Source organism: Streptomyces sp. NPDC059534, from assembly GCF_042743475.1.
In the GTDB taxonomy this organism is placed as follows: Bacteria; Actinomycetota; Actinomycetes; order Streptomycetales; family Streptomycetaceae; genus Streptomyces.
Map to the genome: position 1 here is coordinate 209,224 of NZ_JBHWAQ010000008.1, position 21,396 is coordinate 230,619.

Consider the following 21,396-nt stretch of genomic DNA (forward strand, 5'->3'; position numbering starts at 1 on the left):
TCGGGACGTGCTCGTACGGGTGCCCCCGGGCGCCGGCGTCAGCGCGCGCCGAGTGCGCGCCGGACCTCCGCCGCGATGCCCGCGACATGGGGGTCGTTCCACAGGGAGAAGTGACTGCCGGGCACGACGACGTGGTCGACGTGCCGGGCGTACTCCTCCCACTCCACCGGATCGGTGGAGGAGTCCTCCTGGGACCGGATCAGGACGACGCGGCCCTGGTAGCGGCCGGTCGGCCGGTACCTCCAGAACGCCGTGATGTTCCTGCCGAAGCCGCGGAACATCCGCTCCAGACCGGCCGCGTCCAGACCCGGCTCGGCCAGCCGGTGCGCCTCCAGGTGCGCCAGCAGCCCCTGGACGAAGTCCTGGCCCGAGACGTCGTCGAGCCCCTCGTCGAACTCCGGCACGGGACGGTCGGCGACCTTGGCGAGGAGCTGCACGAAGCGCCTGCTCACCTGCGCCCGGCCGGTGTCCTCGCCGAACTCGACGCTCGGTTCGACGAGGATCAGCGTCCCGGGGCGCTGTCCCGCCCGCTCCAGCTGCAGGGCCATCTCGAACGCCGTCGTACCGCCCATCGAATGCCCCAGCAGGGCGTACGGGCCGCTCGGCTGCCACCCTCGGACACTGTCGAGATAGGCGGCCGCGAGCTCCTGGAGACTCGGCCCCGGGCCGGCCGGGCCGCCGGGCGGCGGCGGTTCGATCGCGAAGAGCGGCTGGTCCTCGGGCAGGTGCGGCAGCAGGTTGCGGTAGGCCAGCGACGTGCCGAAGACGTGCGGAAGGCAGAACAGCGGGCGCGCGGTGCCGTGTTCGCGGAGCACCGCCGTCCCCGGCCGGGGACGGTCGGCCGACGGTTCCATGGCCGACCGCAGGACGCCCGCGACCGCCTCGACCGTGGGGGTCGCGTACATGTCCCGCAGCGCCAGCGTCACCCCGGTGCGCTGTTTGACCCGGGAGACCACCGCGGCCACCTGCAGCGACGTGCCGCCCAGGGCGAAGAAGTCGTCCTCCGCGCCGATCCTCGGCCGCGCGAGGACGGCCGAGAACGCCTCGGCCACCACCTCCTCGGCGAAGGTCCGCGGCGGTGTGTGGACCGCGCTGGCCCCCTGCTCGGGCGGCTCCGGAAGGGCCGCCTTGTCCAGCTTGCCGGTCGGCCCGAGCGGCAGCCGGTCCAGGACGACGTACGCGGACGGGATCATGTACGTGGGGAGTTCGGCGGCCAGGTGGTCGCGCAGCCGCTGGGGCGTGGGCCCGGCCCCGCCCTCGGGCACGACGTACGCCACGAGCCGTTTGTCCGCGCCCCGCGTCCCGCGGATCACGACCGCCGCCTGACGGACGTCGGGATGCGCGGCGAGCGCCGCCTCGATCTCCCCCAACTCGACCCGCTGGCTGCGGAGTTTGACCTGGTTGTCGATCCGGCCGAGGAACTGGATCTGTCCGTCCTCGTTCCAGACGGCCAGGTCGCCGGAGCGGTAGGCCCGCCCGCCCGGGTGGAAGGGGTCGTCGACGAACCGCTCCGCGGTGAGCGCGGGGTTGTCGAGGTACTCGCGGGCGACGCCGACGCCGCCGATGAGGATCTCGCCCGGGACGCCGACGGGGACGGGGTTCGACCACCTGTCCACCAGGTACACGCGGCGGTTGTGCATCGCGCGCCCGATCGGCGGGTTGCCGTGCCAGTCGTCGTGCGGGCACCGGAAGGCGGTGCAGCCGACGGTGGCCTCGGTCGGTCCGTACAGGTTCACGAAACGGCGTCCGGGCTGGTTCCAGCGGTTCACCAGGCTGCCCGGGAAACCCTCGCCCGCGACCAGGACGCAGCGCAGGTCGGGGTACGGGCCGGGCTCGATCAGGCTGAGCATGGCGGGCGGCGCGCCGACGTAGGTGCAGCGCTCGCGGCGGATGAACTCGGCCAGCGCCGGCGGCGAGAGAGTGATGTCCGGCGGTACGAGGACGCTGGTCGCCCCGTTGCTCAGCGCGGTGAAGATCTCGCCGTGCGCCACGTCGAAGACGAGCGAGAAGTACTGGAACATGCGGTCGCCCGGCGTGATGCGGCACTCGTCGGCCATCCAGACCGCGAAGTTGTTGAGCGCGCCGTGCTCGACGACGACCCCCTTGGGGGCGCCCGTGGAGCCCGAGGTGTAGAGCACGAAGACCGGGGACTGCTCGTCCGCCCACTCGGGAAGCGGGTCGTGCGCCGCCTCCTCGATCTCGCCGGTCGCCGTGTCGACGGCGATGACGGTGCTGCCGGGCCAGTCCGGCAGGCGGTCCCGTACGGACGAGTGGGTGAGCACGATCGAGGCCGACGCGTCGTCGACGACGTACGCGAGCCGCTTGGCCGGATGCCCCGGGTCGAGCGGGAGGTAGGCGCCGCCCGCCTTGGACACGGCGAGACAGGCCACGAGCACGTCCACATGGCGCTCGAAGGCGACGCCGACGACGTCCTCGTGCAGCAGTCCCCTGCGCCGCAGGTGGCGGGCCAGCGTGTCCGAGCGCCGGTCGAGCTCCTCGTACGTCAGCGCCTGGCCGCCGCCGGAGACCGCCGCGAGCGCGTCGGGCGTCCGCCGGGCCTGTGCGGAGACCAGCTGGTGGACGGGCCTGCGGGAGTACTCCGCCCGCTTGCCCTGCCAGGTGTGCAGCACCGCCTCGCGCTCCCGCGTCGACAGCAACCCGACGGCGGAGACCCGCACGGCCGGGTCGGCGGCGACCGCGGTGAGCAGCCGCTCGTAGTGGCCGAGCATGCGGAGCATCGTCTGCCGGTCGAACAGCCGGGTGGAGTACTCGAGGTACAGGCGCAGCGTGTCCTCTCGGTGGTACACGTTGATGTTGAAGTCGAACCGCGAACCGCCGGGTCCGACCAGGACGACGGAACCCTCCACGCCCGCGTCGGCGGGGAAGTCGGAGTACGTCGGCAGCTGGCTGACGGCGACCTGGAAGATCGGGTTGCGGTCGTTCTCCCGGCGGTGCGGCTGCCGCTCGACCAGCTTCTCGAAGGGCACCTCCGCGTGGTCGGCCGCGTCCAGCACCGTGCCCCTGACGCGCTGCTGCACCTCGGCGAACGACGGGTCGCCCGACAGGTCCGTCCTGAGGACCACGCTGTTGGTGAACAGGCCGACGACTCCGTCGAGTTCGGGCAGCACACGGCCGGACTCGGCCGAGCCGATCACGATGTCCTCCTGTCCGGTGTAGCGGGACAGCAGGACGTTCAGGCCGGCGACCAGCGTCATGAAGAGGGTGGTGCGGTTCTTCCGCGACAGGTCGCGCACGGCGGTGAGCAGCTCGGGGGTGAACTCGTGGACCAGGGTCTCCCCCTGGAAGGACTGCGCCGGCGGCCGCGGCCGGTCGGTGTGCAGTCCCAGCGGCGGGGCGTCCTTGAGCCGGTCCTCCCAGAAGCGCAGCTTGTCCTCGAAGCCGGGGGAACCGAGCTGCCCGCGCTGCCACTCCGTGTAGTCCACGTACTGGATCGGCAGGTGCGGCAGTTCGGCCTTGATCCCCTTGGATGCCTGCCGGTACAGCTCGCCGAGGTCCCGCACGATCACCTGGTACGAGCCGGCGTCCGACACCAGGTGGTGCATGCACAGCGACAGCAGGTGGTCCCGGTCGGCCAGGCGGAACAGCCGGGGCCGGAAGGTCGAGGTGGCGATGTCGAAGCCCGTCCCGGCCTCCGCGCGCAGCAGGGCCGGGGCGAGGGCGTCCGGCTCCGGGTGCGCGGCGACGGTGTCGGCGGGCGCGGTCTCGACGGGCAGGGCGATCGGGCCGTCGGGGGCCGGTGCCACGGTCTGGACCGGCCGTCCGCCGGACTCGCCGATGGTGGTGCGCAGGGATTCGTGGCGCCGTACGAGTTCGGTGACGGCGGTCCGCAGGGCGCCGGTGTCGAGGTCACCGCGGAGCCGGACGCCGAGCGGAAGGTTGTAGGCGCGCTGTTCCGGCGCCAGTTGTTCCAGGAACCAGATCTGTTCCTGGGCCGAGGAGACGGCGGACGTGAACGGTTCGGACATGGCGAGCTCCTGGAGCGCGGCCCGTCCCGGGCGGGACGTGCGGCCGCATCGCGGTCTCGTGGATGGTGGGCACCGCGGGCCGGGACGCCGGCTGACGTCCCGGCCCGGCGGGTGCCGGGGTGCGGCGGGGTGGGGCGGGGCACGGCGGGTGCGGCGGGGTCTCCGCGCGTGCCGGCGAGCGGCACGGGGGCTCCGGGCGCGGAGGCCGGGCTTGCCGGGGCCCGTCGGGCCCGCCGGTCAGCCTCGGGGGCGGGCGACCCGGGTGATGGTGGTGGCGGGTGCCGGGGTGCCGGCGGCCGCCTCCTGCGGGCCCTGCTCGCGCAGGGTCCCGATCAGTGCGGCGAGTTCGCGCACCGTCGACGCGTCGAACAGGCTCCGGCGCGGGAGGTTCACCCGTGTCGCCTGGCGGATGCGGGACAGCAGGCGGATGGCGGTGAGCGAGTCGCCGCCGAGCTCGACGAAGTCCTGGTCGAGCCCGATCTTCGGATGGCCGAGGGTGTCGGCCCAGATGGCCGCGAGGGTCTGCTCCAGACCGGCTCCCGTGGAGCCGTCCGCGCCCCCGTCCGCCGTCGCCGTCCCCGTCCCCTCCGCACCCGCGTCCGGCGTGCCGGTGTCCGTCGTGATGGCGGGGGCTCCGCCCAGCACCGTGACGTCGACCTGCCATCCGGCGCGGGCGGCCGGGGCCGGGAGGACCGTGGTCAGCACGTGGGCGCGGGCACCGGAGCCGACGAGGGTGCGGAACGCCTCGACGCCGTCGGCCGGCCGGATGCCGACGTCGGGCTCGTCGGCGGGGATCGTGTCGAGGGGCACGCCTCGGCGTGCCGCGTGCCGGGCCCGGCGGAGGTTCGCCGGTTCCGAACGGTCCACCGCCATGCCGATGTCGAGCCAGGCGTCCCAGCCGACCGAGAGCACCCGGGTGGGGCCGCCGTCCACGCTGCGGGCGTAGGCGTCGAGGAAGCTGTTGCCCGCGCAGTAGTCGGCGTGGCCCAGCCGTCCGAAGGCGGCCGTGATCGACGAGCACAGCAGGAGGAAGTCCGGGGCGAGGTCGCGCAGCACCTCGTGCAGGACCAGCGTGCCCCGGAGCTTCGGCGCGAGCACCTCCGCGGACTCCTTCGGGTCCTGGATCTCCAGTAGGGCGCCGGTGGGTACGCCGGCCGCGTGGACGACGCCGTCGAGGCTCCCGAACGTGTCCAGGATCTGCTGCCGCACCTCCCGCATGTCCTCGGTGCTGGTGACGTCGGCGGCGACGACCAGGACCTCGGCGCCCGCCGCCTCGATCCGGCGCACGGCGTCGATCGCGCGGCTCGCACGGTCGTCCGCGCCCCGTGCGGCGACGTAGCGGTCCCACGTCCTGCGGGGCGGAAGTCCGATGCGGCTGGTCAGCACCAGCTTGGCCCCGACCCGGCGGGCGAGGTCCTCGGCGAGGGTCAGGCCGATGCCGCCCAGACCACCGGTAATGAGGTACACCCCGCCCCGGCGGAGGCCGGTGGGTTCCCCGGCACCTGCCGCGCCCTCTTCCAGACCGTGCTCCGCGCCGCCTTGCTCCGCGCCGCCGCCCTGGGGGCCGCCGTCCCGCGAGCCCCCGTCGTCCGGGGCGCCTTCCAGGCGCAGGGGGCGGTAGTCCGGTGTCCAGCGCCGCCGGTTCCGCAGCGCCACGGTCTCCGACCGGTCCGGCAGCCGACGGATCTCGGCCACGGTCCCGCCGGCGCCGTCCCCGCGCTCCGGCTCGGCGGCGAGATCGATGTGGCGTACCGAGAACTGCGGGGCTTCCAGGGGCAGGACCTTGGCGACACCCGCGACGGTGGCCTGCTCCGGCCTGCCGAGGTCGCCGCCGACGACGTCCTGGGCGCCGGCGGTCAGGACGTCGATGTGCACGGGGTCGGTGACACCGGCGGAGGCGAGCGCCTGGACCAGGTGCATCAGGCTGTAGAAGCCGAGATCCTGGGCGCGCTCGGTGGCCTCCGGGTTCCCCGCGGCCGGCGGCAGGGAGAGCGACCAGGCGTGCACGATGGCCGTCGGGGGCAGGCCGGAGGCTCCGAGGTCCCGCAGCAGCCGCTCGTAGTGGCCCGCGTCCGACGGGTCGATCCGGTAGTGCGTGGCGTCGGCCTTCTCGTAGGAGGTTCCGGTGCCGACATGGCAGACGTCCACGCCCTGACGCCGCAGCTCGGCGCCGATCTCCTCGGCCCGGGGGTCCGCTCCGAAGAGCACGCGCCGGGCGACGGAGTCCCGCTTCCCCGGTGACGGGTCCTGGCTCCACGTCTCGGTGTGGAACCACTCCCCGACCGGCCGCGGCGTCGCGTCGTCCACGGCCCGCCCGCCCGTGCCCGGGGCCTCGACGGTGTCGGGGACGGCCCAGTGCCGCTGCCGCTCGAAGGGGTACGTGGGCAGGGGCACCCTGCGCCCGGGGTCCCCGAAGGTCTCCGGGTCGAGCGGGAGGCCCGCGGCCCAGAGCTGCCCGGCGGCGGTGGCGATCGTGGTGGCGGCGTCGACGGCGGACTTCGGCGCCGGGAGGCTGGTGACGACGGGGGCCGCGTCCTCGGGCGCCTGCGTCAGCGCGAGGTTCGCCAGCTGCCTGCCGGGGCCGCATTCGACCAGGGCCCAGCGGCCCTCGGCGTGGAGGGTGGCGACGCAGTCGGCGAACCGGACCGGACGGCGCAGGTGTTCGGCCCAGTAGGCCGGGTCCGTGGCCTGCTCGGGCGTCACCCAGGTTCCGGTGACGTTGGAGAGGTAGCGCTTCGCCGGCGCGCTGCGGGTCACCGCGACCACCTCGGCGGCGAACTCCGCCAGGATCGGTTCCATCATGGCGGAGTGGAAGGCGTGCGAGGTGTGCAGCCGGCCGGCCGCGACGCCGCGTTCGGCGAGGGCACGTGAGAAGGCGTCGACGGGCTCTGCCGGTCCGGACACCACGAGCGCCCCGGGGGCGTTGAAGCAGGCGACCGAGAGGGCGTCGGGCAGGTCGCCGAGTTCCTGGCCGTCGTCCAGCCGCACGGACAGCATCGCTCCCGCGGGCAGCGACTGCATCAGCGCGCCGCGGCGGGCCACCAGCCGCACCGCGTCCGGCAGCGTGAAGACGCCGGCGAGGACGGCGGCGACGTACTCGCCCACCGAGTGCCCGATCATGGCGCCGGGCTCGACGCCCCAGGACCGCCACAGGGCGGCCAGGGCGTACTCGACGGCGAACAGGGCGGGCTGGGCCAGCTCGGTCCGGTCGAGACGTGCCGGGTCGCCGGCCCCCTCCACGACGAGTTCCCGCAGTCCGGCGGCGAGTTCGGGCTCCAGCGCGGCGAGGCAGGCGTCGACGGCCGCGCGGAAGACGGGTTCGCGGGCGTGCAGGTCCGCCGCCATGCCCGCGTACTGGGAGCCCTGCCCCGAGAAGAGGAACGCGACGTCGGGCCGGGTCTTCCCGGCGACTCCCGTGCGCCAGGCGCTGCGGTCCGACAGGGTCGCCGACAGCTCGGCGGCATCGGACCCGGTCACGGCGAAGGCGCGGTGCCGGTGCGCGGCGCGACCGGCCCTCAGGGTGTGGGAGACGTCGGCCGCGTTGAGCCCGGTGCGCTCCCTGCCGTGGGCCCCGAGGTCGCCAAGTGCCCGCTCCAGCGCCTCCGGTGTCCTGGCGGAGACCTGGAGCAGATGCCTCTCCCGGGTGATCTCCGTGGGGCGCGGCGCCGGCGCCTCCTCGAGGATCGCGTGGGCGTTGGTGCCGCCGATCCCGAAGGAGCTGACCCCGGCGCGCCGGGGCTGTCCGCCCGACGGCCACGGTTCGAGTGCGGCCGCCACCCTGAAGGGCGAGTTCGCGAGTTCGAGGCCGGGGTTGGCCTCGGTGAAGTGGACGGTCGGCGGGATCTGCTCGTTCTCGAGGGCGAGGACGGTCTTGATGACGCCGACGACGCCGGCGGCCTGGCTGAGGTGGCCCACGTTGGACTTCACCGAACCGAGCAGGCACCACCCGGAGTCGTCCGAGTCCGCGCCGTACACCCGCTTCAGGCCCGCCACTTCGACCGGGTCCCCCACCAGGGTTCCCGTGCCGTGCGCCTCGACATAGCCGACGCTGCGGGGGTCGACCCCCGCCCGGGCCAGCGCCCACCGGGCGGCCTCGGTCTGGCCGGTGACGCTCGGCGCGGTGATGCCGGACTTGGTCGCCCCGTCGTTGTTGATGGCGGTGCCGCGGACGACGGCCCGGATCGTGTCGCCGTCCCGGAGGGCGTCGCCGAGGCGCTTGAGGACGACCATGCCGCCGCCGCTGCTCCAGACCGTTCCGTTGGCCCGGGCGTCGAAGGGGCGGCAGTGTCCGTCCATCGACTCCACTCCGCCGTCGTGGAGGTATCCGACGCCCTGGGGAAGCTCGATCATGGCGCCGCCGGCCAGCGCGATGTCGCAGTCCTCGCGCAGCAGTGCCTCGCAGGCGACGTGCAGGGCGACGAGCGAGGTGGAGCAGGACGTCTGCAGGTCGTAACTGGGGCCGCGCAGTCCCAGCTTGTACGAGACGCGGGTGGTGAGCAGGTCGGGGTAGTTCCCGACGGAGACGGCCATCCAGTTGGCGGCGTCGAGGATCGCGGCGTTCCGCTCCACGTTCCGCCACCGGTAGGTGTCCGGGCCGCAGCCGCCGTACACACCGACCGATCCCGGGTAATTCCGCGGGTCGTAACCGGCGTCCTCCAGAGCCGTGTGCGAAAGCTCAAGGAAGAGGCGCTGCTGCGGGTCGGTTATCTCCGCTTCCCTCGGCGACATCCCGAAGAATCCCGCGTCGAATTCATCCGCCCCTTCGAGCACCGGCGCCGCGGACACATAGGCGGGATTGTCGACCATTTCGGCCGGCACGCCCTTCGCCAGTTGATCCTCGCGACCGAACGTCGTTATGGATTCTCGACCGCGGGCGAGGTTCTCCCATAACTCGTTGATGTTCCGCGCACCGGGCACCCGACAGGCCATACCGATGACAGCAATCGATTCCTGATTCTTCTGGGGCAGGGAAGTACTCACGTTCTTTCCTTTCGCGGCCCTGAAACCGGTCATCGAGGTCCGCGACCGAACCTCGATCCGACTGCGAGCATCACACTAGCCCGCACCCCTGCCGCTAGCAAGAATCATTTTCCTTCGACAAAGTGACCTGGCACACAGGAATTGACGCCGGATCGAAAAAACAAAAAATGAATTCTTTTTAAGCGCCCCGATAATCGCCCCATTCACCGCGTTCACGACCGGGCCGGGCCGGAGCCCTCGCCCCCTAGGCCGTCGACAGGCAGTAGTCGGTGCGGCTGGTCTCGGTCCAGGGGAGGCTGTCGGGGGTCGAGGAGTACGCGGGGCCGCAGTCCTCCAGGTTGTAGACGGACTCGGCGATGTCGACGACCCGCAGCTCGGGGGCGGTGCCGCCGCACGGGCGTACCGTCCAGAGCAGCTCCACGGGAAGGACGCCGCTGACGCCCTTGGTGACGTCGAGGCAGTCGCCTTCACGGACGTGCGGCCCGACGCAGAGGTTCCGTGTGCCCAGGCGTTCGCTCGGCCTGCCCTCGTCCGGGCACGAGCCGTCCGGACCGGGGAGGGCCGTGACGGTGAGCCGGGCGCCGGACGCCGAGCAGTCGTCCCGGCGCACCTGGGTGGGGGTGTAGGACCCCGGCCCCTTACGGGTGTTGGAGAGGCAGTCGCCGACCGCCGCCGCCGGGTCGTCGTCGCCGAGCCGGTCGTAGACCACGTAGCCGCCCACGAGGACCGCTGCCGTGATCGCCGCGGCCAGCGGGACCCACAACCGGCGGGCGCGCCGCGCCGCCGGGGCGGGGGCGGCGTCCGGCACCGGGGCCCGGGCCGGCATCCGCTCCGGCGGGGCCGTTCGTGTCGTGGCGTGGTGCACCGGTCGGGGGGTCCGGGGCGGCCTCGGTGGCTGGGGAGCCCCAGCCGACTCGGGCATCACGGAGGGCTCGGGCGTCACGGGCGGCTCGGGCACCTGGGCGGGTGCGGGCGTCGCGGGCGTCTCAGGTGTCACGGAAGGCGCGGGCGCCGGCGGCGCGGCGGGCCGGGCGGCGGGGCGGAGGTCGTCGGGCCGGGTCGGGGGCTCGTACGCCTGGTGGGAGCGGATCCGGGACGTCCAGGCGGTGGGCAGGAGTTCGCTGCCGCCGACGGGTTCGCGTTCGAAGGCGGCGAGGACGTCCGCGGGGGTGGGCCGGGCCTCCGGGGCGAGCAGCAGCAGCGGCCGGATCAGGTCGTCCAGCGCGCGGGGCAGGCCGTCGAGCGCGACCTCGGCGCGCTGGACCCGCGCCAGGAGCAGGAAGGCGTCCGCGCCGGGCTCGTAAGGGGGCTGGCCGGTCGCGAGGTGGAAGAGCGTCGCGCCGAGCGCGTACACGTCGGAGGCCGGGGTGGACGCCTCCCCGCGCGCCTGCTCCGGCGAGGTGAACGCGATCGTGCCGAGCGTCAGGGACGTACGGGTCAGGTCCAGGGCGTGCGAGATGCCGAAGTCGATGAGCCGGGGCCCGGAGAGCGGCAGGAGGACGTTGCCCGGCTTCACGTCCCGGTGCACGATCCCCGCCCGGTGGAGGTCCATCAGCGCCTCCGCGGTCCCGGCGGCGATCCAGCGCACGGCCGCGGGCGGCAGGGCGCCGCCGTCGCGGACCAGTTCGGCGAGGGAGGGGGCGGGGACGTACTCGGTGGCCATCCAGGGGCGGGGGCCGTCCGCGTCCGCGTCGAGGACGGGGACGGTGAACATCCCGGTGACCCGGCGGGCCAGCGCCGCCTCGCGGGCGAAGCGGCGCCGGTCGGACTCCCCGACCTCGCCCTCGGCGAGGAGCGTCTTGACCGCGACGAGACGGCCGCTGACGGTCCGGCCGAGGTAGACCCGGCCCATTCCCCCGGCCCCGACCCGGCCGATCAGCCGGTACGGACCGAGCCGCTCCGGGTCGTCCCCCTGCAACGGCCGCAGCCACGGCTTACCCGTCATGACGCTCCTGCTCCCCCTGCCCCCGGAGCCCCCACGGCCCGGACGCACCGACCGTACGGGACGGGGCAGGTGCCCATCGGTACAGTCGGGAATCAGATGTGTTCGCACACGTTCGACGGATGTGGCCGGTTCGCAGCGGTTCGGCCGGGCGGGCGGGCGGTGGCAGAGGAGGCCGACGGGGCATGGCGGTGGACGAGCTCGACACCCGCATCCTGCGGCTGCTCATCGAGCAGCCGCGGACGAGCGTGCGCGAGTACGCGCGGATCCTGGCGGTGGCGCGGGGCACCGTGCAGGCCAGGATCGACCGGCTGGAGCGGGACGGGGTGATCACCGCCACCGGGCCGGTCCTCTCCCCCGCCGCTCTCGGGCATCCGGTCCTCGCCTTCGTGCACGTCGAGGTGACCCAGGGACATCTCGACGAGGTCGGTGACGCGCTCGCCGGCGTGCCCGAGATCGTCGAGGCGTTCTCCATCACCGGCGGCGGCGATCTGCTGACCCGGGTGGTGGCGCGCGACGCCGGGCATCTGGAGGACGTCATCCAGCGGCTCATCCAGCTGCCGGGCGTGGTCCGCACCCGGACGGAGATCGCCCTGCGCGAGCGGGTGGCGCACCGCCTGCTGCCGCTCGTCGAAGCGGTCGGACGGCGGTCCGGAACGCCCCAGCCCTGACACCCCGGCCTGACACCCAGCCCTGACGCCCCGCCCCTGACATCCAGCCCCGACACCTCGTCCGTGACGCACCGCTTCCGCCGCCCCTCCGAACGGGCACGGGCGGGGGCGTAATTCAGGGGCCACGGGGCAGCGGCCTGTGCGAGGGTACGTGCGCCCTGCCCCCGTGTGATCCGGAGCGTCGCCGTGACCGTACCCGCCCGACTCGTGCCTCTCCTCGCCCAGTTCGACTTCGCCCTGCAGCGGCTCACCGACCGGATGGCGGGCCCGGTGATGGACAGCGGGAACGGAACGGACGTCGAGGTCGGCCCGATGACCGACGCGGAGTACCTCTGGGAGCCGGGTCCCGGCTGCTGGTCGGTGCGACGCCACGCCGACGGTCCGGGGCAGCCGGCCACGCTCCTCGTGGGCGCGGGCGAGTTCGGCCGGGACACGACGCCGCCCCCGCACCCCGCGCCGCCGCCGTTCACGACGATCGCCTGGCGGCTCTCCCATCTGAGCGAGATGCTCGCGCTGCGTGCCGACCACACGAACGGCAGCCGCTCCCTGACCCGTGACGACTACCCGGTCAGCGGGGACGTCGCCACCGCGGTCGTGGCCTTCGGCACGGCCGCCACCGCCTGGCGGGACGCCCTCCTGGCCGCCGACGACGCGACGCTCGACACCGTGGGGCACAGCACCTACCCGCACGGCGGCGACTCCGAGGAACTCTTCCTCGACGTCGTCTGGTGGGTGAACCAGGAGCTCCTGCACCACGGGGCGGAGATCGCCCTGCTCCGGGACCTGTACCGGCTCGGGCACGCGGCCGCCTGACCCGTCACCGCCCCCGGGTCAGCGGGTCGTACGGGCGAGCAGCATCGCCACGTCGTCCTGGGCGGGGCCCGCGAGGAGCTGTCCCAGGACCTCGTCGCAGAGCGTGTCCAGCGGCCGGGTGAGGGGGCGGAGCGCCTGGGCGAGCTGGCTCATGCCCTCGTCGAGGTCGCGGTCGCGGGCCTCGATGAGGCCGTCCGTGTAGAGCACGAGCAGGCCGCCCTCGGGCAGGGCGACCTCCTCGGTGCCGAAGTCGTGGGCTCCGGTGCCGAGCGGGGTGCCCGGCGGGCCTTCGAGGAAGGTGATGGTGCCGTCGGGGGTCGCCACGGCCGGCGGCGGGTGGCCGGCGCGGGCGATGACCCAGCCGTGGGTGGCCGGATCGTGGACCGCGTAGACGCAGGTCGCCATCTCGTCCTCGCCGAGGTCGGCGACGACCTCGTCGAGGGAGCTGAGCATCCGGGCCGGCGGGATGTCGTGGCGGGCCAGGGTCCGCACGGCGGTGCGGAGTTGACCCATGACGGCCGCCGCGTGGATGCCGTGCCCCATGACGTCGCCGATGACCAGACCGGTCCTGCCGCCGGGCAGCGCGATGACGTCGAACCAGTCGCCGCCGACGTCGTGGGCGCTCGCGGGCAGGTAGCGGCCGGTGAGTTCGAGCCCGGTGACGGCGGGGAGTTCGTTGTTGGTGAGGCTGCGCTGGAGGGTGATCGCCGCCTCCCGCTGGGTGGTGTAGAGGCGGGCGTTGTCGATGTTGAGGGCGGCGCGGGCCACGACCTCGTCGATGAGGACGCAGTCCTGCGCGTCGAAGGGCTCGCGGGTCCGCAGCCGGGTCACCGTCACGGCCCCGAGCACCTGCCCCCGGGCCACCAGGGGGATCAGCCGCGCCGAGCCGAGACGGGTGGCGAAGTAGGTGCGCAGGGCCTCGGTGCGCGGGTCGGTGAAGAGCTCCGGGATGTCGGAGGTGTAGAGGTTCGTGGGCCGGCCGTGGACGACGACCTGCTCGTACACCGAGTCCAGGGGGATCTGGAAGGTCTGCCCGGGGGCGAGGAGGGCGGTGGGCGCGGTCGGGTCGGGGAAGCGGGCGGCGAGCCGCCGCAGGACCCCCCGGGTGGAGGCGGCCGGGTCGTCCGGTTCGAGGACCGACTCCAGCATCTGCACGTCGGCGGAGTCGGCGAGCTGGGGCACCAGGAAGCGGACCGCCTCCTCGGCCGTCTGCTTCAGGTCCAGGGTCGTGCCGATCCTGGCCCCCGCCTCGGCCAGCAGGGCGAAGCGGTGTCGGGCGCGCTCGACCTCGGTGTGCGCCTCCTGGCTCTCGGTGATGTCGACGAGGGAGGCGATGAGCCCCAGCGACCGGCTGTCGGTGCGGTCGACGAGCGGTGCGTAGGAGCAGGACCAGATGTGGTCGCGGCCGGGGTCGGCGGGCGTACGGCCCACCCGGCGGGCGTCGACGACGGCGGTGCCGCTGCCGAGGACCTGGCGCATCAGCGCCTCCAGCGAGGCGGCGTTGACCCCGGGCACGACCTCGGTGAGGCGGCGGCCCACGTGTTGCGCCGCCGACACCCCGTTCATCCGGGCGAGGGCGTCGTTCACCCGGAGGAAGCGCAGGTCGGGGCCGAGGAGGGCGAGGCCGATGGGCGACTGGGTGAAGAGGCTCTCCATCGCCGCCAGGTTCTCCCGCATGCGCAGGACCTCGGAGGTCTCCACCGCGATGAGCATGGCCCCGGGCCGCCCCTGCGGGTCGGCGGCCGGCACGATCCACATCTCCATGGCGATGGTGTGGCCGTCGCGGTGCCGGACGGGGAGGGTGCCGACCATGGTCTCGCCCGCCTGGACACGGTGGGTGAGCCGGTCGGCGAGTTCGCGGTTGGCGTCGGGGACGAGCAGCGGGGCGGCGAGCAGGCCGAGCACGTGTTCGGGGCGGTGGCCGAGGAGGTCCTGGGCGGCGAGCGACCACTCGACGATCCGGCCGTCGGCGTCCTCCCGCCAGAGGGCGATCGGCAGCAGCTCGCGGAGCACGCCGGCGTCCCCGACGGCCGCCCGGGGCGGCTGCGGAACCCTGCTCGACGACTGGTCAGTCTCCAACGCATCGACCTACGCATCAGCCCGGCCCCAAGGGGGCAATCCCTACCGAATCACCCTATCCGAGACACCGGCGGGCGGCCCTGCGCAGTGCGGCCGGCCGATGGACGGGGGTTCCGTAGTTCTACGGATGCGCCGAGCGCCCCGGGCCTGCCAGAGTCGGTCCGACCTCTGCGTACGCACGTCCCGCGCACGCCCTGGCGTACGCACGCCGACCACCCCAGCCCGTCCCCCGCACCGCCGTCCGGCCCGTCCCCTCTCCCCGGAGCCCTCCGTATGAGCAGCCGCGCGCCCGACGAGTTCCGCCCCGGCGCGCGTCCGTACGGCCGGCGGCCCGGCGCCGGCGACGAGCCGGAGGACCCGCACGACCTGCTGCACCGGGCCCGGCGGCTCACCGCCGAAGGCCACCCGGCGGCGGGCGGAGCGTGGGAGCGGGCCGCGGCGGCCCTGCGGCGCGCGGGCGGCACCATCACACCGGGGGATCACGCGGACGCCCTGGACTCGACCGCCCTGGACTGCCGGGGCAGGGCCCGGCCCGCCGCGAGCCCGCTGTTCTCCCGGGCCGCCGACCTGCACGAGCGGTCCGGGCAGCGCGGCAAGGCGCTCGTCTCCCGGGCGCGGGCGGTGCTGGCCGGCCCCGCCCCGGGGGCCACCGGCTGCGCCGAGCTCGCGGAGCTGTCCGAGCGGGCCGTCGTCCTGCACCGGACCGGGCAGGCCACCGCCGCCCAGACGGCGAGGGTGCTGCTGCTGCGCGCCCGGGCCCTGGCCGACCTCCTCGACACCGCGCCCGACCCGGTCGCCGAGGCCGCCGTGCTGCGTGCCGAGCTCGCGGGCCTGATCGCCTTCGCAGCACCGCACCGGGCGGACCCCGCGGTGATCTGCCCGCTCGCCGGCGCCCGGGCGCTCCTGGGCCGGATCACCGCGCCGGACGACCCGGCCGCGGCGCTCGTCCACCTGAGGGCCGCCGTGGCGGACCAGCGCGCCGGGGGACGGCCGTGGGGCGCCGTGCGGCACGAGCTGCTGCTCGCCGGAGTACTCCGCTCCGTCGGCGCCCACCGGGAGGCGGCCGGACTGCTCCGGTCCGCGCTGCGCGCCGGCGGCCCCGCGGCCCCGGTCCGCGGCGGCGACCGGGCCCGGCTCTGCCTCGCGCTCGCCCGGACGCTCGCGGAACGGGCCGGCGGCACGGGCCGCGGGCCGGGCGGGCGGGCCGTGGGGGACGAGGAGGTGTCGCTCCTCGCGGAGGCCGTCCGCCACGCGGGCGGGGCCGCGGAGGATCCGCGGCTGGGCGCGCTGGCCCGCCTGTGGCTCGGTTCCGCGTACGCGGAGCGCGGCCGTTGCCGGGAGGCCGCCGGCCTTCTGGAGGAGTCCTCGGCGGCGTTCTCGGGCAGCGGCGACGACGCCGCGCTCGTACGGGCGAGGGCCTGGCTCGCGCACTGCGCGCTGTGCCTGGGCGAACCCGGCCGGGCCGCGCAGGAGTACACACGCGCGGCGGCGCGGTGCGAGCGGTGGCGGGACCGGCGGCACGCCGCGGCGCTCGTCCACCGCGCGGCGCACGCCCTCGCCGTGGCCGGGTCGCCGGAGCGGTCCGCCCGCGCCTATGAGCGGGCGGCCGATCTGTGGCGCGCGGCCGGCGACCACGGGGCCGTGGCACGCGCGCTGCGCGCCCGGGCCCGGCAGGCGTCGGCCGTCCTGGAGGAGTCCGCCGAGGAGGTGGTCGTGGACTCGGTCATGGGCGTGGGCGTGGACGTGGACTCGATCGTGGAGGAGACCCACCGCGAGCCCGGACCCGTCGACGGGCGCCAGGAGGGACGGGGGAGGGGACGCGCGGCCGGAGGCGGGGACAAGGGCGACGGGGACGCGGACGGCGGGGCCCGGGACGCGGACGCCAAGGCCAGGGGCGCGGGCGGCGAGGCCGGGCCCCCGCGGCCGGGCCCGGACGAGGCGGGCCCGGACGACGCGGGCCCGTGGCCGGAGCTGTACGGGCTGCCGGAGCCGTACGGGCTGCCGGGGCGCTATCAGGTGAACGTGTACGGCGATGTGGGCGGGACAGGGCCGCAGGCCGTCGCCGCTCCGAGGACCCGAGTACAGGGGTGCGTGTGAACAGAGTCATCGACGGCCGATTCGAACTGACGGAGCGGCTCGGCGGCGGCGGCATGGGGACGGTCTGGCGCGCCCGTGACCTCGCCCTCCACCGCGACGTGGCGCTCAAGGAGGTGATCCCGCCCGGTCCCGCCCTGGCCGAGCACGACGCCGAGAGCGCCCGGACGCTGCGCGCGCGGGTCCTGCGCGAGGCGCGGGCCCTGGCCCGGATCGACCACCCCAACGTGGTGACGATCCACCACATCGTCGACGCGGGCGAGGGAACGTTCCCGTGGCTGGTGATGGAGCTCGTCACCGGCGGTTCCCTCCAGGACCGGCTGGACCGGGGCACGATGACGCCCTCCGAGGCCGCCGCGCTGGGCCTCGGGCTGCTGTCGGCGCTGCGCGCCGCCCACGAGCGGGACATCGAGCACCGCGACGTGAAGCCCGCCAACGTGCTGCTGCGGCCCGACGGCCGACCGGTGCTCACCGACTTCGGCATCGCGGCGATCCGCGAGTCCACCGTCCTGACCGCCTCGGGTTCCATCATCGGTTCGCCGGACTACATGGCACCCGAGCGGATACGCGGCGGCACGAGCGGCCCGGCGGCCGACCTGTGGTCCCTCGCGATGCTCCTGTACGTGGCCGTGGAGGGGCACCACCCGCTGCGCCGCGAGAACACCCTGGCGACCCTCGCGGCGGTCATCTCCGACGACGTGCCTCCGCCGCTGCGGGCCGGCCCGCTGACGGACGTCCTGACCCGCCTGCTGGTACGGGATCCCTCCGCCCGGCCCGGCCCGGAGGAACTCGACCGCGCCCTCGCGGCCGTCGCGGCGGCTCACCCGGAGACACGTCAGGACCTGGGCGGGGTGCGGGACTCGGTGCCGGCGACGACGCAGGACGGGCCGCGCCCCGGAGCGGCGGACCCCCGGACCGCAGGCGAGGGCGCGGGCGGTCCGGCGGAGACGACCTCGTTCCACCTGGCGGCCCCGTCGCCGTCGGAACCCGCGAAAGCACCGGCCGCGGTCATGGCGGCCGCCGCCGCGTCGGCCGCCGTCACCTCGGCCACCGCCTCGTCAGCCGACGCCTCGTCGGCCGTTCCCTCCCCCGTGACGACCGCCGCCTCCCCGGCGCGTACCGTCGGCGGGCGCCGGCGCGGGCGCACCGGACGGTTCCTGGGATCCGCGGCCGTGGTGGTCCTCGCGATCGGCGTCCCCGTCGGCGCCATGGCCTGGGAGTGGCAGCCGGGCGAGGCCGGCGGCAGTCCGACGTCCGCTCCTCCCTCGAAGCAGGGCACGGCGGGCGGGCGGGCCACGGCGTCCGCCGCGCCGGGGAAGGGCGCGACGACACCGGTGCGGCGCGATCTGCTGACCCCCGAAGGGGTCCGGGCGGCCGTCGCCGCGGTGCACGCGGCGACGGGCGGCGCCAAGGTGACCGGCTTCGTCGTCTACCCGGAGTACGCGGTGGCGGAGTCGCTGGTCAAGGGCAGTACCAAGCGGTACGACCGGTACGTGTACCGGGGCGAGGACGTGGCCGTCCGGCAGGGGCCCGGCGGCACCGCGTTCCCCGGCGCGGTGCCGACGGACCTGGACGCCTTCGACTGGGACGCCCTGCCGGCGCTCCTCAAGCGCGCCGACAAGGAGCTGGGTGTCGACAAGCCGACGAGCCGCTATCTCGTCGTCACCCCGGCGTCGACACTCCTCGGCAGCGACGCCGGCCTGAGCGTCTACCTCTCCGACACGTACGGCTCCGCCTATCTCAGCGCCGACCGGAAGGGCCGGGTGATCGCCACCTACCCGCGCGAGAACTGACCGCCGCCCGTCCCGGCCCGTACCACCAACGAGGCGAGTCCGGCCCGGGTCTCCACTCCCGTCTTGCGGTAGACCCGGGCGACATGGCTCTCGACCGTGCGCGGGCTGAGGCAGAGCCGGTCGGCCACCGCCTGGTTGGTGAGCCCCTCGGCCACCAGGGCCGATATCTCCCGCTCGCGCGGGGTGAGGACGGCGAGCCGCCCTCCGGCGGCGGGCGGGCCCGGCCGGGTCCGGTCGGCGAGGTCCACCAGCATCCGGGCGCCGCTCTCGGCGGCCAGCCGTCGGCCACGCCGCCACACCGCCGCGGCCTGCGGTCCGTCGCCCGCGGCCTGCAGATGAGGGGCGGCGAGGAGCAGGCTGTGCGCCTCGCGCACGACGGCGCCCGAGCGCGCGCTCTCCCGGGCCGCCTCGACGAACGCCCCCGCGGCGGCGGCCGGTTCGCCCCGCTGGGCCAGCACACGTCCCCAGGCGCGCCGGGCCGCGCCCCGCTGGACGGGCAGGCCGAGGGAGTCCGCCTCGGAGCGGGCGCGCCGGGCCACTCGCCCGGCTTCCGCGAGGTCGCCGGCGGCGAGCGCCGCCCCGGAGAGCAGTTCGAGGTAGCCGGGGCGCAGGGAGGACTGGAGCCGGGACAGGTCCGGGTCGCCCCCGGCGCGCGTGAGCACCTCCCGCACCCGGTGCGGGTCCTGGCCGAGCGGGACGCTGTAGCCGAGCAGGCAGCGGGCCTGTGTGGCCCACCAGCCCTCCGCGGTCCCGACGGTGGCGGCGGCCTCCTCGGCGGCGGCCAGCGGCTCGGGGTCCCCCAGGGGACGGGCGTGGAGCAGGACGGTGGCGCGGACCGCCCGGCTGAAGCCGAGGAGTTCGGCTCCGCCGAGGGAGCGGGCGACGGAGACCGACTCGTCGGCCAGGTCGAGCGCGGTGCCGATTCTGCCGGTCAGGAAGTGGACGTACGCCGAGCAGAGCAGGAGCTGGGAGAGCGCGAAGGGCCGGCCGGCGCGGCGGGCCATGGCGACCCCGCGGGTGGCGTGCCGCTCGGCCGCCGCGTACTGCTCCAGGAAGACCTCGCACCAGCCGAGGCGTACCAGCGACTCGGCGTGGCCCGCCAGGTCGCCGTCGGTGAAGGCGTCGGTGAGGGCCGCGGCCTGCGCCGCGTGGGCACGGGCGGCGGCGGTCTCCCCCTCGTACACCTCGCCGAGCGCGGCGAGGGTCAGGACCTCCGCCGTGCCCGCCTCGTCGCCCCGGCGGCGGGCCTCGTCGAGGGTCTCGGCGACCACCGGGCGCACCTCGGGGTACCCGGCGGCGAAGAGGGCCCGGCAGCCCCACTCCACGACGAGCCAGGTCCGCAGGTCGGAGCGGGGCCCGGGGTTCCGCTCCAGTTCCCGGCGGAGCAGGGCGTCCGCCTCGGGATAGCGGCCGAGGTGGCGCTCCATGAACGCGCACAGCAGGACGGCGGAGGTCCGCAGCTCCGCCGCGGCGGCGTCGTCGTCACCGCGGCATTCGTCGATGAGCCGGTGGAGCAGGTCCCGGCTCTCCGCGACGCGCCCCGCGCATCCCAGGGCGCGGGCCCGCCGGAGCTTCAGTTCCCTTCGGGTGGCGTGGTGTTCGGGGGTCTCGGGCAGCAGGGCGAGGACGGCGGCCAGCCAGTCGGCGGCGCGGGCGGGGTCGGCGGCGCCGACCCGCTCGGCGGCCTGGACGACTTCGGCGGCGGTGGCCGGGTCCCAGGCCGTCGCGGCCCGCACAAGGTGCGGGGCCCGCTCGGTCACGGGCGCCCCGGCCTCGGCGAGCGCGGCCGCGGCACGCCGGTGCAGTTCCCGGCGCCGCCAGGGGTCGAGAGCGTCGCGGACGAGCTCGGGCAGGGCGGGGTGGCGCAGACCGAGGCGGTGTCCGTCGTCGTCCGGCCGGACGAGGTCGCGGCGGGCCAGGGCTCTCAGCGCCGCGTCGGCCTCCTCGCGCCCGTCGGGGCCCGCGGTGGTGGGGGCCACGGCAGCGACCAGTTCGGCCGTCGCCCCCTGGCCGAGTACGGCGATCGCCTCGACGACGGCCCGTTCCGCCGCGCCGAGCGAGGTGAGTTCGTCGAGGACCACGGCCACCGGGCCCCTGCCGACCGGCTCGCCCCGGCGCGTCCGGGTGGCCGCGAGGGCCCGGTAATGGAGGGGGAAGCCGAGGCTCTCGCGGTGGACCTCCCGGGCCTCTTCGGGCGGCAGCCCGGGGGCGAGTCCCGCCGCGCAGTCCGCCGGCCCCAGCGGGCCGACGGCCAGCGGGACGACGGCCCCCGCGTCGATGCCGCGGGCCAGCACCGACGCGAGGCCGGGCGGGGTCTGGCGCTCCCGGCGGGCCACCACCAGCAGGACGGGCGCCCGGCCGGGATGCCGCAGGAGGTGGTCGAGGAGCTCCACGGACGCCGGGTCCGCGCCGTGGAAGTCGTCGAGGACGAGCAGGAGGCCGGGGTCAGGGACCTGTCCCAGCGCCGCCGCGACGCGGCGTACGTGGCCGGTCCGTACCGCGCCCGGCCCGCTCCGTCCGGTCGTGGGGCGGTCGCCGCCCGTCCCTCCCTCCGGCGCCGGGACGGGCGGCGCCTCCACCAGGTCCGCGAGCGCGGCGAGGGCCGGGGCGGTGGCGCGGTCCCGGTGGTCCAGGTCGGCGAAGGCGTCGGCGAAGACGTGGAAGGGGGTGCCGGGACGCTCCGGGCCCGCCGGTCCCGGGCGGCCGTGCAGGACGGTCGTCCCGCGGCGGCGGGCGCGGCTCGCGAACTCGGCGAGGAGCCGGGTCTTGCCGATGCCGGGGTCGCCGGTGACGTCCACGGCGAGCGGGCCGGTCCCCCCGGACCTGCGGCTCAACAGCCCGTCGAGCCGGTCGAGTTCCCCGTCCCTCCCGACGAGGGGCGCGCGGTCGGCGCACCCCCGGTCCGCGAAAGTGTCCACGTACAGTCCCCCTCGTACGGTCGTACGCCGTGCCGTGTGCCGTCTGTCTCTTCCCCGCCCCCAGTTGTACGGCACTCCACCGACAGCGGGCCCGCCGGTCGGTCGGGAGGTCCTCGGCGG

General features: G+C 75.4%; 9 protein-coding genes. 4 read left to right on the plus strand and 5 right to left on the minus strand.

Annotation, left to right across the window (positions count from 1 at the left end):
- Positions 1 to 38 precede the first annotated feature (38 nt).
- From ACFVZH_RS13075 to ACFVZH_RS13085, 3 genes are all read right to left on the minus strand, one after another.
- Positions 39 to 3,986, minus strand: coding sequence for an amino acid adenylation domain-containing protein (locus tag ACFVZH_RS13075; RefSeq protein WP_384896255.1), 3,948 nt, complete (start codon positions 3,984 to 3,986; stop codon positions 39 to 41).
- 237 nt (positions 3,987 to 4,223) lie between these two features.
- The gene (locus ACFVZH_RS13080; RefSeq protein WP_384896257.1) at positions 4,224 to 8,999 is read right to left on the minus strand and encodes an SDR family NAD(P)-dependent oxidoreductase; all 4,776 of its coding nucleotides are present in this window, start codon (positions 8,997 to 8,999) and stop codon (positions 4,224 to 4,226) included.
- 211 nt (positions 9,000 to 9,210) lie between these two features.
- A complete protein-coding gene (locus ACFVZH_RS13085) occupies positions 9,211 to 10,911 on the minus strand; it encodes a serine/threonine-protein kinase (RefSeq protein WP_384896259.1) in 1,701 nt (566 codons plus the stop codon).
- 182 nt (positions 10,912 to 11,093) lie between these two features.
- Between ACFVZH_RS13085 and ACFVZH_RS13090 the strand changes: the two genes are divergently transcribed.
- Together ACFVZH_RS13090 and ACFVZH_RS13095 are read left to right on the plus strand one after the other, a co-directional pair.
- The gene (locus ACFVZH_RS13090; protein ID WP_384896261.1) at positions 11,094 to 11,579 is read left to right on the plus strand and encodes an Lrp/AsnC family transcriptional regulator; all 486 of its coding nucleotides are present in this window, start codon (positions 11,094 to 11,096) and stop codon (positions 11,577 to 11,579) included.
- 186 nt (positions 11,580 to 11,765) lie between these two features.
- A complete protein-coding gene (locus tag ACFVZH_RS13095) occupies positions 11,766 to 12,392 on the plus strand; it encodes a DinB family protein (protein ID WP_384896263.1) in 627 nt (208 codons plus the stop codon).
- An 18-nt stretch (positions 12,393 to 12,410) separates the two neighbouring features.
- On the opposite strand, the gene ACFVZH_RS13100 is transcribed toward ACFVZH_RS13095, so the two are convergent.
- Positions 12,411 to 14,471, minus strand: a complete 2,061-nt coding sequence (locus tag ACFVZH_RS13100) for a SpoIIE family protein phosphatase (RefSeq protein WP_384896265.1) — start codon at positions 14,469 to 14,471, stop codon at positions 12,411 to 12,413.
- A 273-nt stretch (positions 14,472 to 14,744) separates the two neighbouring features.
- On the opposite strand from ACFVZH_RS13100, the gene ACFVZH_RS13105 reads away from it, so the two are divergent.
- Together ACFVZH_RS13105 and ACFVZH_RS13110 are read left to right on the plus strand one after the other, a co-directional pair.
- Positions 14,745 to 16,568: a hypothetical protein gene (locus ACFVZH_RS13105; protein ID WP_384896267.1), complete on the plus strand. Its 1,824-nt coding sequence runs from the start codon at positions 14,745 to 14,747 to the stop codon at positions 16,566 to 16,568.
- Complete coding sequence (locus ACFVZH_RS13110; RefSeq protein ID WP_384896269.1) at positions 16,565 to 18,358, plus strand: serine/threonine-protein kinase; 1,794 nt, start codon at positions 16,565 to 16,567, stop codon at positions 18,356 to 18,358. Before ACFVZH_RS13105 ends, ACFVZH_RS13110 begins: the two co-directional genes overlap by 4 nt.
- Here ACFVZH_RS13110 and ACFVZH_RS13115 read toward each other — a convergent pair.
- Positions 18,340 to 21,276: an AAA family ATPase gene (locus ACFVZH_RS13115; RefSeq protein ID WP_384896271.1), complete on the minus strand. Its 2,937-nt coding sequence runs from the start codon at positions 21,274 to 21,276 to the stop codon at positions 18,340 to 18,342. The genes ACFVZH_RS13110 and ACFVZH_RS13115 overlap by 19 nt on opposite strands.
- Positions 21,277 to 21,396: the final 120 nt, after the last annotated feature.

Bases quoted from the DNA above. Each gene is read 5' to 3' on its own strand.
- ACFVZH_RS13075 (WP_384896255.1), bottom strand. From the start codon at position 3,986: ATGTCCGAACCGTTCACGTCCGCCGTCTCCTCGGCCCAGGAACAGATC.
- ACFVZH_RS13080 (WP_384896257.1), bottom strand. From the start codon at position 8,999: ATGACCGGTTTCAGGGCCGCGAAAGGAAAGAACGTGAGTACTTCCCTG.
- ACFVZH_RS13085 (WP_384896259.1), bottom strand. From the start codon at position 10,911: ATGACGGGTAAGCCGTGGCTGCGGCCGTTGCAGGGGGACGACCCGGAG.
- ACFVZH_RS13090 (WP_384896261.1), top strand. From the start codon at position 11,094: ATGGCGGTGGACGAGCTCGACACCCGCATCCTGCGGCTGCTCATCGAG.
- ACFVZH_RS13105 (WP_384896267.1), top strand. From the start codon at position 14,745: ATGAGCAGCCGCGCGCCCGACGAGTTCCGCCCCGGCGCGCGTCCGTAC.